This window comes from Proluteimonas luteida, assembly GCF_021191695.1.
GTDB classification, from domain to species: Bacteria; Pseudomonadota; Gammaproteobacteria; order Xanthomonadales; family Xanthomonadaceae; genus Luteimonas; species Luteimonas luteida.
The window spans coordinates 21,906-40,583 of sequence record NZ_JAIWPT010000016.1; the positions used below are offsets into that span (position 1 = coordinate 21,906).

Below are 18,678 nucleotides of genomic sequence, written 5' to 3' on the forward strand. Positions count from 1 at the left end.
GGTTGCCACGATGACCGTCGTCGCGAAATTCGAGATCGATTACCTGCAGTACCTCGGCCCCGACGGCAGTCTCGTCGCCGATCTGCCCGAGGCCTTCTCCGACCCCGCGCAGCTGCTGCCATTGTTCAAGCAGATGCTGTTCGTGCGCACCTTCGACAGCAAGGCGATCGCGCTGCAGCGCACCGGCAAGCTGGGTACCTATGCCGCGTGCCTGGGCCACGAGGCGACCCACGTCGGCATCGGCGCATCGATGCGTCCCGAGGACGTGTTCGCCCCCAGCTACCGCGAGTACGGCGCGCAGATCGTGCGCGGCGTGCAGCTGCGCGAGATCCTGATGTACTGGGGCGGCGACGAGCGCGGCAACGACTTCCAGGGCCCGCGCCACGACTTCCCGTGGTGCGTGCCGATCGCCACCCAGTGCCTGCACGCCGCCGGCGCGGCGCTGGCATTTAAGCTGCGTGGCGAGCCGCGGGTCGCGGTGACCTGCTGCGGCGACGGCGGCAGCTCCAAGACCGACACCTACGCCGCGATCAACTCGGCCGGCGCCTACACGCTGCCGTTCGTCCAGTGCATCATCAACAACGGCTGGGCGATCTCGGTGCCGCGCAACGCCCAGACCGGCGCGCAGACCCTGGCGCAGAAGGGCCTGGCCGGCGGCCTGCACTGCCTGCAGGTCGACGGCAACGACCTGGTTGCTGTGCTCGAGGGCATGCGCCGGGCGATGGAGCGCGCGCGCAACGGCGAAGGCGGCAGCGTCATCGAGTTCATGACCTACCGTCTGCACGACCACACCACCGCCGACGACGCCCGCCGCTACCGCGACGAGGCCGAGGTCAAGGACGCCTGGACCCGCGACCCGATGACCCGCCTGCGCACGTACCTGAGCGCGCAGAAACTGTGGGACGAGGAGCAGGAAAAGGCCTGGATCGCCGACTGCACCCAGCGCATCGACGTCGAGATCAACGCCTACCTCGAGCTGAAGGTGCAGCCGGTCGAGGCGATGTTCGACTACCTGTATGCCGACCCGCCGCCGGACCTGCTGGAACAGCGCGCACGGGCCATGGCCGCGGAGGGCCACGCATGAACGTCGCCGCAAGCAGGACCACGACCGACGCGGCGAAGAACACCGCCCCGGCCGCGAGCACCCCGGCTGCAATCACGCTCATCGAGGCGATCACCCAGGCGCTGGCGCACGAGTTGCGCAACGACGACTCGGTCGTCGTGCTCGGCGAGGACGTCGGCGTCAACGGCGGCGTGTTCCGCGCCACCGCCGGTCTGCAGGCGCAGTTCGGGCCCGAACGCGTGCTCGACACCCCGCTCGACGAGACCACGATCGCCGGCCTGACCGTCGGCATGGCCGCGATGGGCATGAAGCCGGTCGCCGAGGCCCAGTTCGACGGCTTCATGTACCCGATGGTCGACCACATCATCTGCCACGCGGCACGCTTCCGGTACCGCACGCGCGGGCGCCTGAGCTGCCCGATGGTGCTGCGCGTGCCGTGGGGCGGCGGCATCCGCGCGCCGGAGCACCACAGCGAGGCCAACGAGGCCATCTTCACCAACGTGCCGGGCCTGCGCGTGGTCATGCCGTCGTCGCCGGCGCGTGCCTACGGCCTGCTGCTCGCCGCGATCCGCGAGCCCGACCCGGTGATCTACTTCGAGCCCAAGCGCATCTACCGGCAGTACAAGGAGGTCGTGCCCGACGACGGCGAGGCGCTGCCGCTCGACGTCTGCTACGTGCTGCGCGACGGCACCGACGTGACCCTGATCAGCTGGGGCGCGCAGGTCAAGGAAGCGCTGGAAGCGGCCGAGAAGCTGGCCCGGGACGGCATCAGCGCCGAGGTCATCGACGTCGCCACGCTGAAGCCGCTGGACTTCGCGACGATCGCCGAATCGGTCTCGCGCACCGGCCGCGCGGTCATCGTGCACGAAGCGCCGAAGACCGCCGGATTCGGCGCCGAGATCGCCGCGCGCCTGGCCGAGGAATCGATGTACGACCTCGTCGCGCCGGTCGAGCGCGTCACCGGCTACGACACCCACATCCCGCTGTTCCGGCTGGAGATGAAGTACCTGCCGAGCGTCGACAAGATCGTCGCCGCCGCCAAACGGGCGATGGACCACGCGTAGGGCGGGTCTCGACCCGCCTGGCTGCCAGGCGCGGCGGACGCTCCCGCGCGATGGCGCGAATTCCGGATCGCGGGCCACGGCCCGCCCACATGCAACCGGCGGGTCGAGACCCGCCCTACGGATGACACCATGGCCAACACCACCTCCTTCCGCCTCCCCGACCTCGGCGAAGGCCTGCCCGACGCGACGATCGTCGAATGGGCGGTCAAGGTCGGCGACACGATCCGCCTCGACGACGCGCTGGTGTCGATGGAAACCGCCAAGGCGGTCGTCGACGTGCCCTCGCCGGTGTCGGGCAAGGTGCTCAGGCTCGCCGGAGAACCCGGCGACATCATCGAGACCGGGGCGGTACTGGCCGAGTTCGAGATCGACCCCAGCCAGCCGCAGCGCGCCGAGGGCCAGGACACCGGCCACCATCACGGCCCGCCGAAGGACGCGCCGGGCAAGGGCGTCGGCAGCCAGGATCCCGCCCCGGACGACAGGGTCGTCGCCTCGACCGAGGGCGGCGCGATCGCCGACGACGGCGACACGCCGCCCGAGGCGAAGTCCGAGGCCGGCGGCGCCCGTGCCGACAGCGGCACCGTCGTCGGCGCGATGCAGTCCTCCGATACGGTCCACAGCGAACAGGCCAGCTCGGCCGGGGGCGTCAGGGCGATGCCGGCGGTGCGCGCGCTCGCGCGCAAGCTCAAGGTCGACATCACCCGGGTCCGCGGCAGCGGCGCCGACGGCGTGGTGACGATGGCCGACGTCAAGCAGGCCGCCGCCCAGGGGAATGCCATGGCCGGTTCACCTCTCCCGCGCGCGGGCGAGGTCGACGCGCGCAGCGCGTCGGGTGAGGGCAAGCCCGCCGCCGAATCCACCGCAAGGCAGCCCAACGAACGCACCGCGCTCTCCGCCTCCGGCAAGCCGATGCGCACGCAGCCACCGACGGTGTCCGCGTCCGGCCAGCCGGAACCGCTGAAGGGCGTGCGCCGCAACATGGCCCGGGTCATGGCCGACGCGCACGCGAAGGTCGTGCCGACCACGCTCAGCGACGACGCCGACATCCACGCCTGGGCGCCCGGCAACGACGTCACCGTGCGCCTGATCCGCGCGATCTGCGCCGCCGCGCGCGCCGTGCCGGCGCTCAACGCCTGGTTCGACGGCGACAAGCTCACCCGTACCCTGCACCCGCATGTCGACGTCGGCATCGCCGTCGACACCGACGACGGCCTGTTCGTACCCGCGCTGCGCAATGCCGACGTGCTCGACGCGCGCGGCGTGCGCGCGGGCATCGACCGCCTGCGCGCACAGGTCGCCGACCGCAGCATCCCCGGCAGCGAACTGACCGGCTACACGATCTCGCTGTCGAACTTCGGCATGTTCGCCGGCCGCTACGCCACGCCGGTCGTGGTGCCGCCGTGCGTGGCGATCGTCGCCGCCGGCCGCGGCCGCCACCAGATCACCCCGGTCATCGGCGGCTTCGAATCGCACCGGGTCATCCCGCTGTCGCTGACCTTCGACCACCGCGCCGCCACCGGTGGCGAGGCCGCGCGCTTCCTCAAGGCGATGCTCGACGACCTCGCGCTGCCGGCCTGAGAGGCGCGCCACACGCACCACGTGCCGGCGCACGCCGGGCCTGCCCGCAGGAGAACCGCGATGTCCCACCGCAGCCGCCTGTCCACGTTCGTGCTCGACTGCGAGGTCGACGACCTCGCCCCGCACGTCGAATTCTGGAGCCGCGCGTTCGGCAAGCCGGTCGCGCCGGTCGACCAGGACGGCGACGGCAAATATGCCGAACTCGAAACCTCGACCGACGAGCCGATCCTGCTGCTGCAGAAGGTCGACCACGCCTCGCGCATCCATCTCGACATCGAGACCGACGACGTCGACGCGGAAGCCGACCGGCTGGAAGGGCTGGGGGCGAGGAAGGTCGCGTTCGTCAAGCGCTGGTGGGTCATGGAAGCGCCGAGCGGCCACCGCTTCTGCGTGGTGCGCCAGCAGCGCACGCCGTTCGGGCCGCACACCAACACCTGGGAAGACGACACTACGGACGGCTGACGCGCCCACCGGCGCCGCGGCTCATTTCGCGTCGCGGTCCAGCCAGATGCCCAGGCCCTGGGCGTTGAGTTCGATGTCGCCGTCCAGGATCTCGCGCACGCGCACCGCGGCATCGTCGATGCCGTGTTCGCGGGCGCGCCAGGTGTAGAGCGCGGCCAGTCCGTCGACGATGCGCGCATGGCGGTCGTCGTGTCCCTGCGCCGCCCGCGCGATCGCCACCATCGCGTCGATCTGCGCATGCAGGTCCGCGGCGAGCCGTTCGCATTCGCCGACCTCGCCGTAGTGGGCGACGTGGATCGACGCCGGCGACTGCGCCAGCAGCCGGTCGATCGAATCGTGCAGCTGCTGCGGATCGAACTGCACCGGCGAAGTGGTCGGCAGGATGAAGGCGCCGTTGCCGTTGTCGAATTCGCGATACGACAGCCCGAAGGTATCGCCGGCGAACCAGCTGCGGCTGCGCGCGTCCCAGACGCTGTAGTGGTGGCGCGCATGGCCGGGCGTGTCGACGCACAGCAGCGCGCGGCCGGCGAGATCGACGACATGACCGTCGTCGGCGACGACCACGCGCTCCTCCGGTACCGGCAGCATACCGCCGTGGTCGCGCGCGAAGGCCACCTCGCCGTAGACCGCCTTCGCGCCGGCGATCAGCCGCGTGGGATCGATCATGTGCGGCGCACCGCGCGGATGCACGACCAGGCGCGCGTTCGGCAATGCCTGGATCAGCGGGCCCGCGGCGCCGGCGTGGTCGAGATGCACGTGCGTGACCAGCAGCCAGTCGACCGCCTCGCGCGCCACGCCGGCTGCGTCGATCGCGTCGAGCACGCGCTGCGCGCAGCTCGCGGTGCCGCAGTCGATCAGCGCCGCGCGTCCGTTCTCGACCACCAGATAGGCCGCGCACAGGCCCGGCCGCACGTAGCCGGTGTCGATGATGGTGATGTCGTATGTGTCGCGCATCGGCTGCACCTCCCAGACAGTGCGGGCAGTCTAGGCCCCGCCATCGGTTGCGCGCATCCGCCTTTGGTCGTGCGTCAGCGCCGCGGGGGCTGCAGCATGCGCCCGCGCAACGCGAACGCCATGCCCAGCACCGCGAGGAACACGCCGTAGCCGGTCGCCGTGGCGAGGATCTGCGCCCACATCCGGCCATGGCCCGGGTCGGCGCTCTGCTGCGCCCAGTGGATCGACAGCACGAACGCGGCCACCGCCAGCGCCAGACTCGCCATGTCGTAGAGCACGCGGCGCGCACCGCGCGGCTGGCGCGGGAACACGCAGAACAGCACGCCGAGAACCAGGAACCACGGCAGGAACAGCAGCAGCGCCAGATTCAGCTCGACCTGCGCGTTCATGGCGCGGCAGCTTTCTCCGCATCGGCAGCCGCCAGCGCGTCGAGCGCGGCCTGCACCGCCGCCGCATCGACGCCCTCGGCGGTATCCGCCGGCACGTCGGCCAGCGCCAGCGCGCCGCTGCGCAGCCGGGCGATGGTCTGCCCGGCGTCGCGCGGCGCGTCGAACGCATGGCTCTGCAGCAGCACACGCTCGCCCTCGACCAGCTTGAAATAGAACTTCCCGTCGGCCTCGCGGTACTGCTTGAACGCCGGCAGCGGTCGCGTCGCCGGGGCGATGTCCGCGACCGCGCCGGCGGCGACCGGTACCTTGCCCAGGTCGCGCAGGCCCACTGCGTCGCGCAGCTGCGCCAGCAGCGGTGTCGCATAGCGTTCGCGCAGTCGCCGCCCGCCGTCGCGCAGGATGTCCTCGATGTCGCCGGGACGCGCCATCAGCGCCTCGTAGCGCTCGCGCATCGGTGCGACCTCGCGCTCGATCAGGTCGAACAGCTGCTGCTTGGCGTCGCCCCAGCCGATGCCGTCGGCATAGGCCCGGGCGAACGCCGCGGTCTCCTCGGCGGTGGCGAAGGCCTGGTAGAGCTGGAACAGCGCCGAGCCTTCGGTGTCCTTGGGCTGGCCGGGCGCGCGCGAGTCGGTCAGGATCGAGAACACCAGCTTCTTCAGCTGCGCCGGCGGCGCGAACAGCGGGATGGTGTTGTCGTAGCTCTTGCTCATCTTGCGGCCATCCAGGCCCGGCAGCGTGGCGACGTTGTCGTCGACCGCCGCCTCGGGCAGCGTGAACCAGTCGTGGCCGTAGACATGGTTGAAGCGCTGGCCGAAATCGCGCGCCATCTCGATGTGCTGGACCTGGTCGCGGCCGACCGGCACCCGATCAGCGTTGAAGATCAGGATGTCGGCGGCCATCAGCACCGGATACATGAAGAGCCCGGCGGTGACGCCGGCATCGTCGTCCTCGCCATCGGCGCGATTGCGGTCGACTGCGGCCTTGTAGGCGTGCGCGCGGTTGAGGATGCCCTTGCCGGCGACGCAGGTCAGCAGCCACATCAGCTCGGTGGTCTCCGGCACGTCGCTCTGGCGGTAGAACCAGACCTTCGCCGGATCCAGCCCGGCCGCGAGCCAGGTCGCCGCGATCTCCAGCGTCGAGCGCTGCGTGCGCGCCGGGTCCTGCGCCTTGATCAGGCTGTGCAGGTCGGCGAGGAAATAGAAGCTCTCGGTCTCCGGCGCGCGGCTGGCGGCGATCGCCGGGCGCACCGCGCCGACGTAGTTGCCGAGATGCGGCGTGCCCGAGGTGGTGATGCCGGTGAGGACGCGTAAGGGACGCTGGGACATGGACGGAACAGGGGCGGGACAGGCCGCAAGTCTAACCGTTGCCGGCACGGTGACGGCCGCGCCCGCAGCGCCCAACCCCACCCGGGCGCCTGGCGCGTTGGATCGCACGTCCCTCCCGGAGAATGTCGATGTCACGCCTCAAGCCCCATGCCCTGCCCGCCGCCTGCCTGCTGTTGTCGGCCATGCTGTTGTCGGCCGCGCTGCTCGCACCGGCCGCCGCCAGCGTGCGCCACCCTGCCCCGCAACCGTCCCGCCCGCTGGTCGAGCTGACCCTGATCGACCGCGACAGCGGAAGCGGGCTGCCCGCATACCCGCATCGCGGCATGCAATGGGTGGCCGGCGAACCCGGCCGTCCCTATACCGTGCGCCTGACCAACACCAGCGGCGAACGCGTGCTGGTGGTGCTGTCGGTGGATGGCGTCAACGCGGTCACCGGCGAAACCGCCGACCCCGCGCAGTCCGGCTACGTGCTGTCGCCCTGGCAGAGCACCGAGATCACCGGCTGGCGCAAGTCGCACGCCGAGGTCGCCCGTTTCGTCTTCACCGAACTGCCCGACAGCTATGCCGCGCGCACCGGTCGCCCGGACAACGTCGGCAGCATCGGCATTGCCGTGTTTCGCGAGCGCCGGCAGGCGCCGAGGCCGCCAAGGCCCTCGCCGCCGATCGCCCGCGAGAGCGCACCGTCACCGGCGTCCGCCGGTACCGCCCGGCGCGACGCCGCCGCCGCGGAATCCGCGATGTCGGCAGCCGACCTGCCCCGGCAGCAGCAACGGATCGGCACCGGCCACGGCGCACGCGAATGGTCGCCGGTGTCGGATACCCGCTTCGTGCGGGCCAGCGCGCGTCCCGCGCAGTTGACCGAACTGCGCTACGACGCGCCGCATGTGCTGGCGTCGATGGGGATCGGTCCCCCGCCCACTGCATGGCAGCCGCGCACACCGCGCGCGTTTCCCGGCGGGTTCGTTGCCGACCCGCCACGCGGCGACTGAGACGGCGATGCCGCGCACACGCGAAGGGCCGGCTTGCGCCGGCCCCTCGATGTCGCAGACGTTGTCCGCCGCGCGTGTCTGCCCATTCGCATTGCAGTCGCGCCGATGCGGACGATACGCCCCGGGACTCAGCTGTCGAGCGTCTTCTCGAATTCGCGCACTTCCTTCTCCGCGCGTTCGCGCTCCCAGCCGTACTGTTCCTGCAGCTTGCCCGCCAGGTACTTGCTGTCGCCGGCAGCCACGTCGAACACGTCGTCGGTCAGGTCGCCCCACTTCGCCTGGGCCTTGCCCTTGAGCTGGGTCCACTTGCCGGAAATGATGTCTTTGTTCATCGGAATACGTCCTTGGACTTGGAGGATACGGGTCGGGAGTCGCAACGCATCCCGTCGCGGCGATGCAGATTGCAGGTCCACTGTCCTCCAGCGCGCATCAAGTCCCGGTCAATATTCCGTGGCGGGCTTCGTCATGAAGCTGAGCGGTTCAGGCAGATGCGCAGGCCGTCACGACGCCCGGCCGCATGGATGCCCGCCATGGAAAACGGGCCGGCTTGCGCCGACCCGTCTCCTTGTCTCCGATATCGCGGGCTGCCGGATCAGGGCCGGCTGGTGCCGCCCGTGTTTTCCGCACCCTCTTCCATCTTCTCGCCCACCTTCTGGACGTCCTGACCTGCACCCTTGACGGTGTTGCAGGCGCTGAGGGTGGCGGCCGAAAACATGGCCAGCAGCAAAAGTGCAGTCAAACGCTTCATTGGGACTCTCCGGGTGGTCATGGTCGAGGGGCTGCATCGCAACCTTGGCGTCGACTATAGGAGCCGGCGGTGTGAACGCCACGTGCAGCGTTCCACGGCCGCGCGCCGGCCATTCAGGATCGCCGTCAACGCTCAGTCGCGCATCAGCGTCGATTTGCCGAACAGGCTCTCGACCAGATCGACCGCGAGCTCGGCGGTCGCATTGCCGTTGTCCAGCGCGGTGTTGACTTCGACGATGTCCAGCGAGCCCAGGCGGCCGGTGTCGGCGATCATCTCCATCACCAGCTGCGCCTCGCGGTAGTTGATGCCGCCGGGCACCGGCGTGCCCGTGCCCGGCGCGATCGTCGGATCGAGGATGTCGACATCGAAGCTGACGTGCAGGTGGGTATCCTCGTCCACGCCATCGAGCGCCTGCGCCATGACCGCCCGCATGCCGACCTCGTCGATGTAGCGCATGTCGTAGATGTCCAGTCCGTGCTCCTTGACCATGCGCTTCTCGTCCTGGTCGACCGAGCGGATGCCGATCTGCCGCACCTGCGCCGGGGTGATCGCGGGCACGTGACCGCCGATCCCGGTCAGCACGTCGGGCCCGATGCCGCACAGGCACGCGACCGGCATGCCGTGGACGTTGCCCGACGGCGTGATGCGCGAGGTGTTGAAGTCGGTATGCGCATCGAGCCACAGCACACGCAGGCGCTTGCCCTGCGCGCGGCAGTGGTTGGCGACCGCGGCGATCGAGCCGATCGCCAGGCAATGGTCGCCGCCGAGCATCACCGGCATCCGCGCCTGCGCCAGTTCCGCGGTCGACGCCGCGAGCACCGCCCGGTTCCAGGCCACGACCTCATCGAGATGGCGATAGCCGTCCCGCGGCCCCTGCCACGGGTTCTTGGGACCGCTCAGGTCGCCGCGATCGACGACATCGACCCCGCGCGCGGCCAGGGCCTCGACCAGGCCGGCGACACGCAGGCCCTCCGGGCCCATCGAAGCACCGCGACGGCCGGCCCCGACGTCGGTCGGGGCGCCGAAGATCGACACCGGGGGATAGGACTGCTGCTGCATGGAATCTCCTTGCGAAATGCCGACGACACGCTCCGCAGGCCGCCGGAGCCGCAAGCGGCACCGGCAGCTTCCGGCGGCCATGGGGGGCGCCGGGGAAACGGCGCGGGACGCGTGGAGACTGTGTCGATGTGGGAGGTGCCCGGACGGCCGCACGCGCTGGCGGCTGTCGACGGACCCGAACCGGCCCGACCCGTCTTTCCGCAACCCGACAGGGCCGCGCGGCAGGACCGGGCGCCACTCTAACAGCGTCCGGCGATGACGGCAGCGGAGGCTGCCCCCGCCGCTGACGGCAATGTCCGCCCGACGCGGGCATGTAGGAAATTCCCGACAGCGCAGGGCGGGGACGACCGATGCCGCGCCCCGCGGCGCACCGGGACAATGCCTGTCGGGAGCCGGGTCGATCCATGCAAGGGGAACATGCCGTGACCGACATCGAAATCAGCATCGTCGATGGACGCTTCGAAGTGTCCGGGCTGTCGCACCATCAGGTCTTCACCAGCAAGCTGCGCGCGATCGCGGCCGCCACCACGCTCGCGGCGCAGGCGGCGGACGCCCGAGGTTGCGAGGTGCGGATCCTGGTGCCGGCAGGCTGGGGCGCGCCTTACCTCGTCTCCGCCGACGGCGACATCCGCCTGGCGTGATCGCCCGCTCCCGCGTTGCCGGGAGCAGGCCCTCGCCGCGGCGGTCCTGCCGAGACAATCCGGTCGCAGCAGGCCGAACCGGCCCGGCCGTCACGACACGCCACCCGCACGCGGCGGCAACCACGCATCGCCACGACGCATGGCCCGTAGCCGTGATCGTCGATGGCATGGCATCGCCGGAAGCACCGGAAGTAATGGTGCGGCACCCGGGTTCGAACTGGGGACCTACCGCTTACAAGTCAGGCAGTGCAAGGCTTGCCATGATTTGGAATCGGAAGGTCTGCCGGCGGCTTACAAGAGGATAACACTGCGACTTAATGGCTTTACAGGGCACACACGGCCCGACTGAACACGGCACCTTGTGGTGCAAAAGCGTGTTCGCGCCGTGGCCTTAACCTACGGAGCCAGCATGAAGTCGAAGATCACCCAGGCGCTCGTCGAGCGCACCCCCGCGCCCGAGCGCGGCAAGAGCATCCTGCACGCGGACACCGAGATGAGGGGGTTCTACCTCATCGTCACCGCCACCAAGCGCAGCTTCTACGTCCAGTCCCTCGTCAATGGTCGGCAGGTCCGGACGAAGCTGGGCGACCACCCGTCGATGGACGCCAAGCAGGCCCGCGACCTCGCGAGGCAGACGCTGGTCGGGATGCGGGGCGGCACCAACCCGAACGAGGAGCGCCGCAAGGCACGGGCGCGCGGCATCACCCTGCGGGAGGCGCTGGACCTGCACCTCAACTCGCGCCGCCTCGCCGACAAGACGCGGAGCGGCTACGAGTACCACGTCACCTACTACCTCAAGGACTGGCTCGACAGGCCACTGGCCGAGATAGGCGCGGACCGTCAGGGCGTGCGCGAGCGCCACCGCAGGATCACCGAGAAGAGCGGCGCCACCTCGGGCGACAACACCATGCGGGTCCTCCGCTCGGTCTACAACCGTGCCCTGCGCCAGTTCCCCGACCTGCCGCCGAACCCGGTGGGCAACGTGGACATGAACGGCATGCGACGGCGCGAGGTGGACGCCAGCCCCGACAAGCTCAGGGCGTGGGGCAAGGCGGTGCTGTCGCTGGGCAACCCGGTGCGCCGCGACCTCCAACTCTTCATGCTGCTGTCGGGCATGCGCCGGACGGCGTCCTGCGAGGCGAGGCGCACGGACCTCAGCGACGGACGCCTGCACGTCCCGAACCCCAAGGGCGGCTCAGCCAAGAAGTTCGACCTGCCGCTATCGTCAGCGCTCGCCGACCTGCTCGCCCACCGCGAGGCGGAGGCCGACGGCGTGAGGCGCAAGACGCCCTACCTGTTCCCGGCCGACTCGGCGTCGGGCCGGGTGGCGGAGGTCCAGCAGCACGAGCTGGGCGACCTCACCGGCCACGCGCTGCGGCATGCGTACGCGTCGCTCGCATTGCAGGCTGGCGTGCCGCTGCTGGAGCTGCGTTTCCTGCTGAACCACAGCGCGTCCAGCGGCGGCGTCACGATGGGCTATCTGCACCCGTCGCTCGACCACCTTCGCGAGCATCAGGAACGCGCGTCAAGGTACATCCTCGACGCGCTGGGACTCGTGCACGAGCCCGGTACTTGGCCCCCGAGACTTGCATGCGCGCCTGCTGACACGCCGTCAACAAACGAATGCGAGGCCGCATAGCACCTGCAAGCTCGAGTAACAGCGAGGGCGGCTTCTTTCGCCCTCATTCGTTTATGGCCTCGCAGATGACCCTGTGATAGGCGAAAACAGCTAGAAAATAGTTACATACAGGAGCGAAAAGTGTGCTTAGCATCCCCTACCAGCTGGTCAATTCCGATCAGTGAAAACCAACTGGAGAACTACACATGACTGCCAACCCGTCTTCTGGCATCCGCGATGCAATCGTCCTGCTGGGCAAGGAGTTCGAGTTCGCCTCAGGTATCCGCGCACTCGCTGCAGATCACATCATCTGCGAGAAGGGCATCAACGATCCCGACGAGCTCTTCGACGCCTGCGAGGAGCTCATCGGCAGCACCAACCTGTTCGAGTCCTACGACGACGCGCTGAATACCCGGCCCACAGACTTCGTGCTGGGACAAGGCTGTCCGTTCCTTTCCCTGAACGCCTACATCGAACTCGCCGATGTGTACGGTGCCGACTGGATCAGCTTGGCGCTCACCGAGTACGCCGCCCACTACGGGAGCGTCAAGCTGCGCAAACTCGCGCCCCGCAACGCCGAGGAGATGATTGATCGCAGCCGCGGGCGGCTCGGCGATGCCGTACTGCTCAAGGTCGGAACGGAAGTCGACGAGGGCCTGAAGGAGCTGTCCGCGCGTTTGAACGGCGCCCTCTCGCTGCGTAGCAACGCGACTGTCTGATCCACCATCGGGACGTGATCGCGCACAAGCGCATGAAAAGAAAGGGCCACCATGACGGTGGCCCTTTTTCGTACACGACGGGAGAACGGCGTCAGTCGTCGGATGGCGCGGGTTCGACCACCCGAACGGTGGACAGCGCCTCGGCCGACTGCTCCTCGTCCATGTCGGCCGGGTGGTGCTTCTGACGGGGCGGCACATCGATGCCCTTCTTGCGCATGTCGTTGGCGTACCAGCGCACCGACTTGGCCGTCGCCGCCGCGCCATCGATCTGCGCGTTGACCATGTCGGCCACCAGCGCGTGCGGATAGCCCGCTGGGTCCATCAGGATCGCGCGTGCGAGCGCGCCGACGCCAAGGCCGCGCGGCTTCTTTTCTGCTGCTTCGGGCGTCTCGGTGGCCTCGACCTTCGGCTCTGCACGCTGCGCGGTCGCCTTGGGCTTCTTCGGCTGCCCGAACGAGGCCAGGTCGATGTTCTTGTCGGCTGCGACCTGCTCGATCCGGGCGACGAGTTTAGTCCGCGTCGCGAAGGTCTTGGGCCCCGCAGGCTTGTCGGCGATCCGGTTGTGCAGGTCCAGCAGTTCCTTGGTGGGCATTTCTTCCAGCTTCATGGCGTTCTCCTACGTGTTGGTGGGCACGTAGGCATTAGGTCGCGGTTCCCTCGATCCGGGAGCCCCCTCCTTGACACCAAGAACCCACCTGGCCGATTTCAACGAATCGGCCAGGTGGATCGCGCAGCAATCATCCTCAGTTAGGCAGCGGCCTGGAGGGCTGAGTACGAAGCCCATGAGTAAAGTCGGAAGCACTCAGATCACCAAGGTTACGTTCCAAGCAATCAGCGACGCTCTGCTTGGTCATAATCTTCGCAGCCTTCAATGCTTCGCTAGGCTCAACGCCACCGGCAATCAGTTTGCGTGCCGTTTCGTCCATGGTGTCTAAGGCCCCATCGACCCACACCTTTATCCCATCCGTCATGCTCATGCTGGACACTATTGTTTGTGGCGAAATTGCCAAAGATGCTAGTTGAGCCTGGTCTGAGCTTTTTCAACACCCACCAATTGACTGTCGGCGCGCGAAGGTCCACAAGCGCATGAAAAAAGAAGGGGATGCCGTGACGACATCCCCTCCGAAACACGGCCGGGCCACCCGTTGCCCTCTGCGCACCTAACCAACCCGGCCGGGTTTGCTCGGGTCAGCCCGGGAGGAAGGCCAGGTGCGCCATCCCCGACCCCAAGGCGTCAGCCCTGCGCTTGGTCTCGCGATCGACGTACAGGTCCAGCGCGCGGCAGTACGGCTGTCCGGCCAGCGCCGCGGCCTCGTCGAACTGCTCGGAGCCGACGGCCACGCCGTTGCGGGCTGCGGCGGCTTCGAGCTCGGGGAACGGGTCGCACCTGTGCTGGATCGCCGCGACCAGCGCCGCGAGTGCCAGCATCGCCGGATGGCACGATGGGTAGTGGGCGCGTCGGTCAGTCATCGCCGTCGCCCCCGATCAGGTCGTGGTCGATCTCCTGCTCGCGCATGGCAAGCTGCACGGTGTTCAGCGGGTTCGAACGGCCGGCGTTCCAGGCGCGGATGGCGACCAGGATGCCCTGGAGGCGCGCGTCGCCCAGCTTGATGTACTCCTGCACCTTCAGGAAGTCGTCCTGCTTCATCGCCGACGCCAGCTCCACCGGGCCGACCGGGCGGTCCTTGCTGGGCATGCGGTCGATCAGGGACAGCACGGCGGACGCCAGGGCGACGTTGCGCGTGCCGACGGCGACCTGGGCCATGTGGCCGAGCTCGGCGGGGCCCGCGTGCTGGAGCTGCTGGAGGTACTCGGTGCGCTTCGGGTCGCCCAGGGCCGCTCGGGCCAGGACCTTCGCCGGGGAGTCGTAGAACTGGCGCTGGCCGATCAGTTGGGCGTGCGGGGCGCCCGCGTCTTTGAGGATCTTGTCCAGCTCGGCCTTGGAATTGTCCTTGATCTCGCGGACGGTGGCGATGGTCTCGTGCTCGGCGAAGCGGGCGACTTCGCCCGCGCCGATGCCGGGGGCGGTCTTCCAGCGCGCGGCGATCTGCTGCTTGCGGGTCGCGATGTCCTTGTTCAGCCGCTCGATCGCGGCGAGGGTACGCTTGTGCAGCAGGTCCAGGGTCGAGGCGAGTTCGCCGATCTGCTGGGTGCTGAGGAGGGGGGTGTCGCTGAGGGTGATCTTCATGGCTCGTTGGCTCCTGTGAGGTTGGTCCTCCGGTCGCCTGTCACGAGCGCATCCCCAGCCGTGGGGTGGTCTGCGCGCCAATGCGCTGACCGGATGCCTGCAATGTGTCGCGGAGCGTTGGGCGTGAACGCCATCGTTTCCCGGGCGTGTTTCCCTCGGAGCTGCCGCCGTCACTGCGGCTTATGATTCATGGGCTTGGCATCGCGCCACCCACTGATGGAATGTCAGACGTCCTTGGCTGGCGCGCTGCCCAGGCCGCCGCACTCCTCGCACATGCGCACGCGCACCACGTCGTCGGAGAAGGTGAAGCGGGCGCAGCACATGCAGCGGAGCCAGCCGATCCTGCGCACCACCTTGGGCGGACCCTCGTTGAGGTCCAGCACCTCGGCGCGCCGCCTGCCGCCGTCGCAGGGCCAGCGTGCCGGCTCGACCAGCGCCCTGGCGATGCGCCTGTCCTCGGGCCTCAGCTCGCGCCTGCCCGGCGTGGCGCCGAGCCATCGGTAGCTCGGGTTCCTGGGGTCGTGGCAGCGCGCCGTCACGGCGCTGTACCCGATCCCCACGGCTGCCGCGGCCGACCTGGCGGAGGGGTATCGCACCCCGTCCACCTCGACGGCGACCGCGTGGCCGTTAGTGCCCGCGGTTGACGCTGCCATGCTCGCGCCGCCCCTCGTATTCCTGCGACATGCGCTCCCAGGTCTCGGCGTCCAAGCGTGGCACCGGGCCGATGCATGTCATCTCGCTGCGTCGTGCCAGGGCGTCGCGCCCGCCCATCGCCTGGACCGCATCGGGCGCGGTGCCGTTGATCGCGTCCAGCATGGCGTCGATCTGGGCCGCGCGCTGTACGACCTCGGCGACGCTCAGGTTCTCACTCATCGTCTTCCTCCTGCGGCCGCGCCGCGTTGTACTTGGAGAGCAACGCCACGAGCTGGGCGCGCTCGTCGGCGGGCATCGCCAGCAGCGCGTCGGCCGACAGGCCCGTGTCCTCGACCCTGACGCGCAGCCTGTCGGCCATCTGCTCGCCGTAGCGGAACTTGAGCAGCACCTCCAGGAGCCTGTCGCTGTGCTTCCTGACGGTGAGCGGCCGTTCCTCGCCGGTCGTCGGGTCCGCGACGGTGGCGAGGCGCCCCTGGTGGATCACGGGCTCTTCGTAGCCGATCGCCGCGCGCCTGTACGCCTCGTCCAGCAGCGCGTCCAGGGCGACCTCGATGGCCTTCTCCCACCGCGTGCGGAACTCGATGTCGTTGGCCTTGTGGTAGAAGGCCGTCTGCCTGCTGATGCCAGCCGCTGCCGCGGCCTGCTTGGGCGAGCACGTGTCCTCCAGCACCTGGAAGAACAGCTCGCGCCGCTCGGGCGTGAAGGTGTTCGGGATGGAAAGCACGTGCGGTCTCCGGGGTAAAAAGTGGCTTACGTTGTGATGGTGTCGTGCTTACGCGCGCAGGCATGCCATCGTTCAAGCAGTCGGATCAACGGCTTGGATGGCGTCGGCCATCCGATGCTCGATTAGGTGGCGTGCATCGGTGGGATCGCTCGGCCTGTTCGCCTCGCGCGCGAGGGACACGGCACGCACGGTTGGACGCATCCGTCCACGCGCTTTCGATGATGTGGAGGGGTTCGCTTTTCGATTGTCGGACTGATTGTCACGTTCGTCGTCTATAGACTGACGAACGCCGTGACAATCGAATCCGCCAGTGACTTTCGCTTTGACAATCGGGTGGCCGAAAACGGCCTAAGTGCTTGCCGTGCTTAGATTGTCGCGCTGACAATCGAAACTGACTTTCGGCGACAATCTGATTGTCACTGGGCGCGACAATCGAACTCCGAAAGTCGCGCCCCGTGACAATCGAAAACGCACGTTCACCCCTCCGTCCTGACCAGGATTCCGAGCCTCGGGTTGCGCGCGTCCATCGGCTCCAGCCACACCATGAAGCCGTCGATCGACGCCCTGGCGTTGCCGCGCCCATCGGGGATGGCGGCCTCGATCTTGCGCCTCGCCGTCTTGTCGGCGACGCCGTCCCGCTCGCAGACGATCGCGGCCAGCTCCTTCAGCGGTATGCTGCCGCCGCGCTCGTTCGCCTCCTGCCGTGCCAGCTCCAGGATGGGGTCCATCGCGCCGCCGAACTCACCCTGCGCATCGACCATCACGGTGGGACGCAGCACCAGGGAATCGCCGACCTTCTCCATGTTGAAGCGCATCGGGGGTTCGCGATCCGCGTCCTTCTGCTTCTTCACCGTCACCTTGATCGAATGCCCATCGCTGGCGCGCTCCACCTCGACAGTCGTATCCATCGCGCCCAGCAGCGCGGTGCTGCCGCGCATGCCCTTGCTCAGGTCCTTGCCTGAGTGGTGCACCACGACTACCGCCGCGCCAGTAACGTTGCGCAGCAGCTTCATGCTCGCGATGTAGCGCCCCATGTCCTTCGCCGAGTTCTCGTCGGCGCCTGCTGCCGTCTGGTTGAGCGTGTCGATGACGATCAGGCGCAGCGGCCCAAGCTCGTCGGACACAGCCTGGACGAAGGCACGCACGCCGCCGTCCTTCTCAGCTGCGAGGTTGAGGTCGTCGCGCATGAGGTGCAGGTCGAACCCGCGACCCTGGGCGCACCTGTCCACCTTCCAGGCTCGGAAGCGCTTGCCCAGGCCAGGCGCGCCCTCCGCGGCGATGTACAGGACGCCGCCGCGCTCGACCTGCCTGCCGTGCCAGTCGATGCCACCCGCGATGGCCATCGACATGTCCACCGCCAGGAACGACTTGCCCGACTCCGGCGCGCCGTAGATGGCGGCGAGGCTGCCCTCGGTCAGCACGCCGGGCACCAGCCACTTCGGCGGCGGCAGCGACTCCACGTCGTCCAGCGAAAGGAAGTTCCAGCGGCTACGCTCCTCGGCGGGTTCGACCTCGTCCCACACGTCGAAGTCATCGGCAGCGTCGGGCGGCGCGATGTCGGACCCGGCCTCGTTGAGGCGCCTGCGCAGCGTCGCGATGGTCACCGCGTCGTCGCGGTCGGCGTGCAGTGAATCCCAGCGACGCCCGACGATCCACTCGTGATCCGCGAACTTCGGATCGGACGTGCTCCAGTCGATGAACTCCTGCCGCCCGACGCCGTCGGTCGCGTGGTGGCAGGCCATCATCAGCTCCCGCCACGCGTCGTGCTCGCGGAAGTCCGTCGGGTCCAAATGCTCCAGCGATGCGGCCAGCTGCTCGGCGGTGATCTCGCCCGCGCCCGTGGCGCGCCTCCTCTCCGGCCTGCGCGCCGCCTCGACCAGCCTTGCGGGCAGGTCGGGCATGTCGTGCAGCGGCGGCGAATCAGATGCCCAGCGGTACAGGCCGCCAGTCGGATGCACAGAACCCGCCGCGACGACCTGGCGGCCGAGCGACTTCAGCTCCACGCCCTCGAAGCCGTCCACGCTGTCCAGCAGCACCGCGCCCGCGGGCTTGCGGAAGTAGAAATGGTGGCCGGGGTGAGACAGGTTGCCGGTGAGGACATGCGGCGCAGACGTCAGGTCCAAGCCGAAGGCGGCGGCCATGTCGGCCAGGCTGTCGCGCCCAGTCGGGAAGTTGCGCGGGTCCACGTCCACCACGACCACGTCGGCGGGCAGGCGCACGCCCAGGTTCAGGCCGTCGCGCCTCGCGCGCTCCAATACCTCGCACTGGTCGTAGGCGCGTTCCTGCCACCGCTTGTCGGCGGGCATTTTGTCGCGGTGGCGCAGCGGGATCAGGTCGAGTCGGACGCGGCGGTACTCAGATGCGGTCTCAAATGATGGCGTCGCGGCGATGTGCCCCGCGGCATCATTGATCCCGTGAGTCTTGGACAGCTCGCTCTCCTGGTCGGTCGTACCCTTGCGCCCACGGTCTCGCACGCCGTGGGCGTTTTCATTCGCGGCCATCG

The 18,678-nt window shown here is 68.9% G+C and carries 22 protein-coding genes; 8 read left to right on the forward strand and 14 right to left on the reverse strand.

What is annotated here, in order from left to right; translation table 11 throughout:
- Positions 1-10 precede the first annotated feature (10 nt).
- From pdhA to LDO26_RS13940, 4 genes are all read left to right on the forward strand, one after another.
- Complete coding sequence (gene pdhA / locus LDO26_RS13925; RefSeq protein ID WP_232131703.1) at positions 11-1,084, forward strand: pyruvate dehydrogenase (acetyl-transferring) E1 component subunit alpha; 1,074 nt, start codon at positions 11-13, stop codon at positions 1,082-1,084.
- On the forward strand, positions 1,081-2,127 hold the full coding sequence (locus tag LDO26_RS13930; RefSeq protein WP_232131704.1) for an alpha-ketoacid dehydrogenase subunit beta: 1,047 nt from the start codon (positions 1,081-1,083) through the stop codon (positions 2,125-2,127). The genes pdhA and LDO26_RS13930 overlap by 4 nt, the downstream gene beginning before the upstream one ends.
- A gap of 129 nt (positions 2,128-2,256) precedes the next feature.
- Positions 2,257-3,705: a dihydrolipoamide acetyltransferase family protein gene (locus LDO26_RS13935; RefSeq protein WP_232131705.1), complete on the forward strand. Its 1,449-nt coding sequence runs from the start codon at positions 2,257-2,259 to the stop codon at positions 3,703-3,705.
- Positions 3,706-3,765: 60 nt separating this feature from the next.
- Positions 3,766-4,167, forward strand: coding sequence for a VOC family protein (locus tag LDO26_RS13940; RefSeq protein WP_232131706.1), 402 nt, complete (start codon positions 3,766-3,768; stop codon positions 4,165-4,167).
- A 21-nt stretch (positions 4,168-4,188) separates the two neighbouring features.
- On the opposite strand, the gene LDO26_RS13945 is transcribed toward LDO26_RS13940, so the two are convergent.
- The 3 genes from LDO26_RS13945 to LDO26_RS13955 form a co-directional block, all read right to left on the reverse strand.
- Entirely contained in the window at positions 4,189-5,121 is a 933-nt protein-coding gene (locus LDO26_RS13945; protein WP_232131707.1) for an MBL fold metallo-hydrolase, read from the reverse strand.
- A 74-nt stretch (positions 5,122-5,195) separates the two neighbouring features.
- A complete protein-coding gene (locus LDO26_RS13950; RefSeq protein WP_232131708.1) occupies positions 5,196-5,510 on the reverse strand; it encodes a hypothetical protein in 315 nt (104 codons plus the stop codon).
- Positions 5,507-6,835, reverse strand: a complete 1,329-nt coding sequence (locus LDO26_RS13955; protein WP_232131709.1) for a tryptophan--tRNA ligase — start codon at positions 6,833-6,835, stop codon at positions 5,507-5,509. Before LDO26_RS13955 ends, LDO26_RS13950 begins: the two co-directional genes overlap by 4 nt.
- Positions 6,836-6,963: 128 nt before the next feature.
- Between LDO26_RS13955 and LDO26_RS13960 the strand changes: the two genes are divergently transcribed.
- On the forward strand, positions 6,964-7,824 hold the full coding sequence (locus LDO26_RS13960; RefSeq protein WP_232131710.1) for a hypothetical protein: 861 nt from the start codon (positions 6,964-6,966) through the stop codon (positions 7,822-7,824).
- 128 nt (positions 7,825-7,952) lie between these two features.
- On the opposite strand, the gene LDO26_RS13965 is transcribed toward LDO26_RS13960, so the two are convergent.
- From LDO26_RS13965 to rocF, 3 genes are all read right to left on the reverse strand, one after another.
- Complete coding sequence (locus tag LDO26_RS13965) at positions 7,953-8,156, reverse strand: CsbD family protein (protein WP_232131711.1); 204 nt, start codon at positions 8,154-8,156, stop codon at positions 7,953-7,955.
- A 260-nt stretch (positions 8,157-8,416) separates the two neighbouring features.
- A complete protein-coding gene (locus LDO26_RS13970) occupies positions 8,417-8,572 on the reverse strand; it encodes an entericidin A/B family lipoprotein (RefSeq protein WP_232131712.1) in 156 nt (51 codons plus the stop codon).
- A gap of 132 nt (positions 8,573-8,704) precedes the next feature.
- Positions 8,705-9,631, reverse strand: coding sequence for an arginase (gene rocF, locus LDO26_RS13975; protein ID WP_232131713.1), 927 nt, complete (start codon positions 9,629-9,631; stop codon positions 8,705-8,707).
- Positions 9,632-10,053: 422 nt separating this feature from the next.
- On the opposite strand from rocF, the gene LDO26_RS13980 reads away from it, so the two are divergent.
- The 3 genes from LDO26_RS13980 (at position 10,054) to LDO26_RS13990 (ending at position 12,609) form a co-directional block, all read left to right on the forward strand.
- Complete coding sequence (locus tag LDO26_RS13980) at positions 10,054-10,272, forward strand: hypothetical protein (protein ID WP_232131714.1); 219 nt, start codon at positions 10,054-10,056, stop codon at positions 10,270-10,272.
- Positions 10,273-10,681: 409 nt separating this feature from the next.
- Positions 10,682-11,911 carry a site-specific integrase gene (locus LDO26_RS13985; RefSeq protein WP_232131715.1) on the forward strand — a complete coding sequence of 410 codons (1,230 nt, stop codon included), beginning with the start codon at positions 10,682-10,684 and terminating at the stop codon, positions 11,909-11,911.
- 185 nt (positions 11,912-12,096) lie between these two features.
- Positions 12,097-12,609: a hypothetical protein gene (locus tag LDO26_RS13990; protein ID WP_232131716.1), complete on the forward strand. Its 513-nt coding sequence runs from the start codon at positions 12,097-12,099 to the stop codon at positions 12,607-12,609.
- Positions 12,610-12,700: 91 nt separating this feature from the next.
- On the opposite strand, the gene LDO26_RS13995 is transcribed toward LDO26_RS13990, so the two are convergent.
- The 8 genes from LDO26_RS13995 to LDO26_RS14030 form a co-directional block, all read right to left on the reverse strand.
- Positions 12,701-13,216 carry a hypothetical protein gene (locus tag LDO26_RS13995; RefSeq protein ID WP_232131717.1) on the reverse strand — a complete coding sequence of 172 codons (516 nt, stop codon included), beginning with the start codon at positions 13,214-13,216 and terminating at the stop codon, positions 12,701-12,703.
- A 136-nt stretch (positions 13,217-13,352) separates the two neighbouring features.
- Positions 13,353-13,586, reverse strand: a complete 234-nt coding sequence (locus LDO26_RS14000) for a hypothetical protein (RefSeq protein ID WP_232131718.1) — start codon at positions 13,584-13,586, stop codon at positions 13,353-13,355.
- A gap of 211 nt (positions 13,587-13,797) precedes the next feature.
- The gene (locus LDO26_RS14005; protein WP_232131719.1) at positions 13,798-14,079 is read right to left on the reverse strand and encodes a hypothetical protein; all 282 of its coding nucleotides are present in this window, start codon (positions 14,077-14,079) and stop codon (positions 13,798-13,800) included.
- Positions 14,072-14,797 carry a hypothetical protein gene (locus tag LDO26_RS14010; RefSeq protein ID WP_232131720.1) on the reverse strand — a complete coding sequence of 242 codons (726 nt, stop codon included), beginning with the start codon at positions 14,795-14,797 and terminating at the stop codon, positions 14,072-14,074. The genes LDO26_RS14005 and LDO26_RS14010 overlap by 8 nt, the downstream gene beginning before the upstream one ends.
- A gap of 224 nt (positions 14,798-15,021) precedes the next feature.
- Positions 15,022-15,336: a hypothetical protein gene (locus LDO26_RS14015; protein ID WP_232131721.1), complete on the reverse strand. Its 315-nt coding sequence runs from the start codon at positions 15,334-15,336 to the stop codon at positions 15,022-15,024.
- Between the two features lie 88 nt (positions 15,337-15,424).
- Positions 15,425-15,670, reverse strand: a complete 246-nt coding sequence (locus tag LDO26_RS14020; protein WP_039955633.1) for a hypothetical protein — start codon at positions 15,668-15,670, stop codon at positions 15,425-15,427.
- The gene (locus LDO26_RS14025) at positions 15,663-16,175 is read right to left on the reverse strand and encodes a hypothetical protein (RefSeq protein ID WP_232131722.1); all 513 of its coding nucleotides are present in this window, start codon (positions 16,173-16,175) and stop codon (positions 15,663-15,665) included. Before LDO26_RS14025 ends, LDO26_RS14020 begins: the two co-directional genes overlap by 8 nt.
- Positions 16,176-16,651: 476 nt before the next feature.
- Entirely contained in the window at positions 16,652-18,676 is a 2,025-nt protein-coding gene (locus LDO26_RS14030; RefSeq protein ID WP_232131723.1) for an AAA family ATPase, read from the reverse strand.
- Between the last annotated feature and the right edge of the window lie 2 nt (positions 18,677-18,678).

Coding starts and splice junctions, on each gene's coding strand:
- pdhA (WP_232131703.1), top strand. CDS start 11: ATGACCGTCGTCGCGAAATTCGAGATCGATTACCTGCAGTACCTCGGC.
- LDO26_RS13970 (WP_232131712.1), bottom strand. CDS start 8,572: ATGAAGCGTTTGACTGCACTTTTGCTGCTGGCCATGTTTTCGGCCGCC.
- LDO26_RS14020 (WP_039955633.1), bottom strand. CDS start 15,670: ATGAGTGAGAACCTGAGCGTCGCCGAGGTCGTACAGCGCGCGGCCCAG.
- LDO26_RS13930 (WP_232131704.1), top strand. CDS start 1,081: ATGAACGTCGCCGCAAGCAGGACCACGACCGACGCGGCGAAGAACACC.
- LDO26_RS13960 (WP_232131710.1), top strand. CDS start 6,964: ATGTCACGCCTCAAGCCCCATGCCCTGCCCGCCGCCTGCCTGCTGTTG.
- LDO26_RS13945 (WP_232131707.1), bottom strand. CDS start 5,121: ATGCGCGACACATACGACATCACCATCATCGACACCGGCTACGTGCGG.
- LDO26_RS13990 (WP_232131716.1), top strand. CDS start 12,097: ATGACTGCCAACCCGTCTTCTGGCATCCGCGATGCAATCGTCCTGCTG.
- LDO26_RS14010 (WP_232131720.1), bottom strand. CDS start 14,797: ATGAAGATCACCCTCAGCGACACCCCCCTCCTCAGCACCCAGCAGATC.
- LDO26_RS13985 (WP_232131715.1), top strand. CDS start 10,682: ATGAAGTCGAAGATCACCCAGGCGCTCGTCGAGCGCACCCCCGCGCCC.
- rocF (WP_232131713.1), bottom strand. CDS start 9,631: ATGCAGCAGCAGTCCTATCCCCCGGTGTCGATCTTCGGCGCCCCGACC.
- LDO26_RS14000 (WP_232131718.1), bottom strand. CDS start 13,586: ATGAGCATGACGGATGGGATAAAGGTGTGGGTCGATGGGGCCTTAGAC.
- LDO26_RS14030 (WP_232131723.1), bottom strand. CDS start 18,676: ATGGCCGCGAATGAAAACGCCCACGGCGTGCGAGACCGTGGGCGCAAG.
- LDO26_RS13965 (WP_232131711.1), bottom strand. CDS start 8,156: ATGAACAAAGACATCATTTCCGGCAAGTGGACCCAGCTCAAGGGCAAG.
- LDO26_RS14005 (WP_232131719.1), bottom strand. CDS start 14,079: ATGACTGACCGACGCGCCCACTACCCATCGTGCCATCCGGCGATGCTG.
- LDO26_RS13950 (WP_232131708.1), bottom strand. CDS start 5,510: ATGAACGCGCAGGTCGAGCTGAATCTGGCGCTGCTGCTGTTCCTGCCG.
- LDO26_RS13935 (WP_232131705.1), top strand. CDS start 2,257: ATGGCCAACACCACCTCCTTCCGCCTCCCCGACCTCGGCGAAGGCCTG.
- LDO26_RS13995 (WP_232131717.1), bottom strand. CDS start 13,216: ATGAAGCTGGAAGAAATGCCCACCAAGGAACTGCTGGACCTGCACAAC.
- LDO26_RS13940 (WP_232131706.1), top strand. CDS start 3,766: ATGTCCCACCGCAGCCGCCTGTCCACGTTCGTGCTCGACTGCGAGGTC.
- LDO26_RS13955 (WP_232131709.1), bottom strand. CDS start 6,835: ATGTCCCAGCGTCCCTTACGCGTCCTCACCGGCATCACCACCTCGGGC.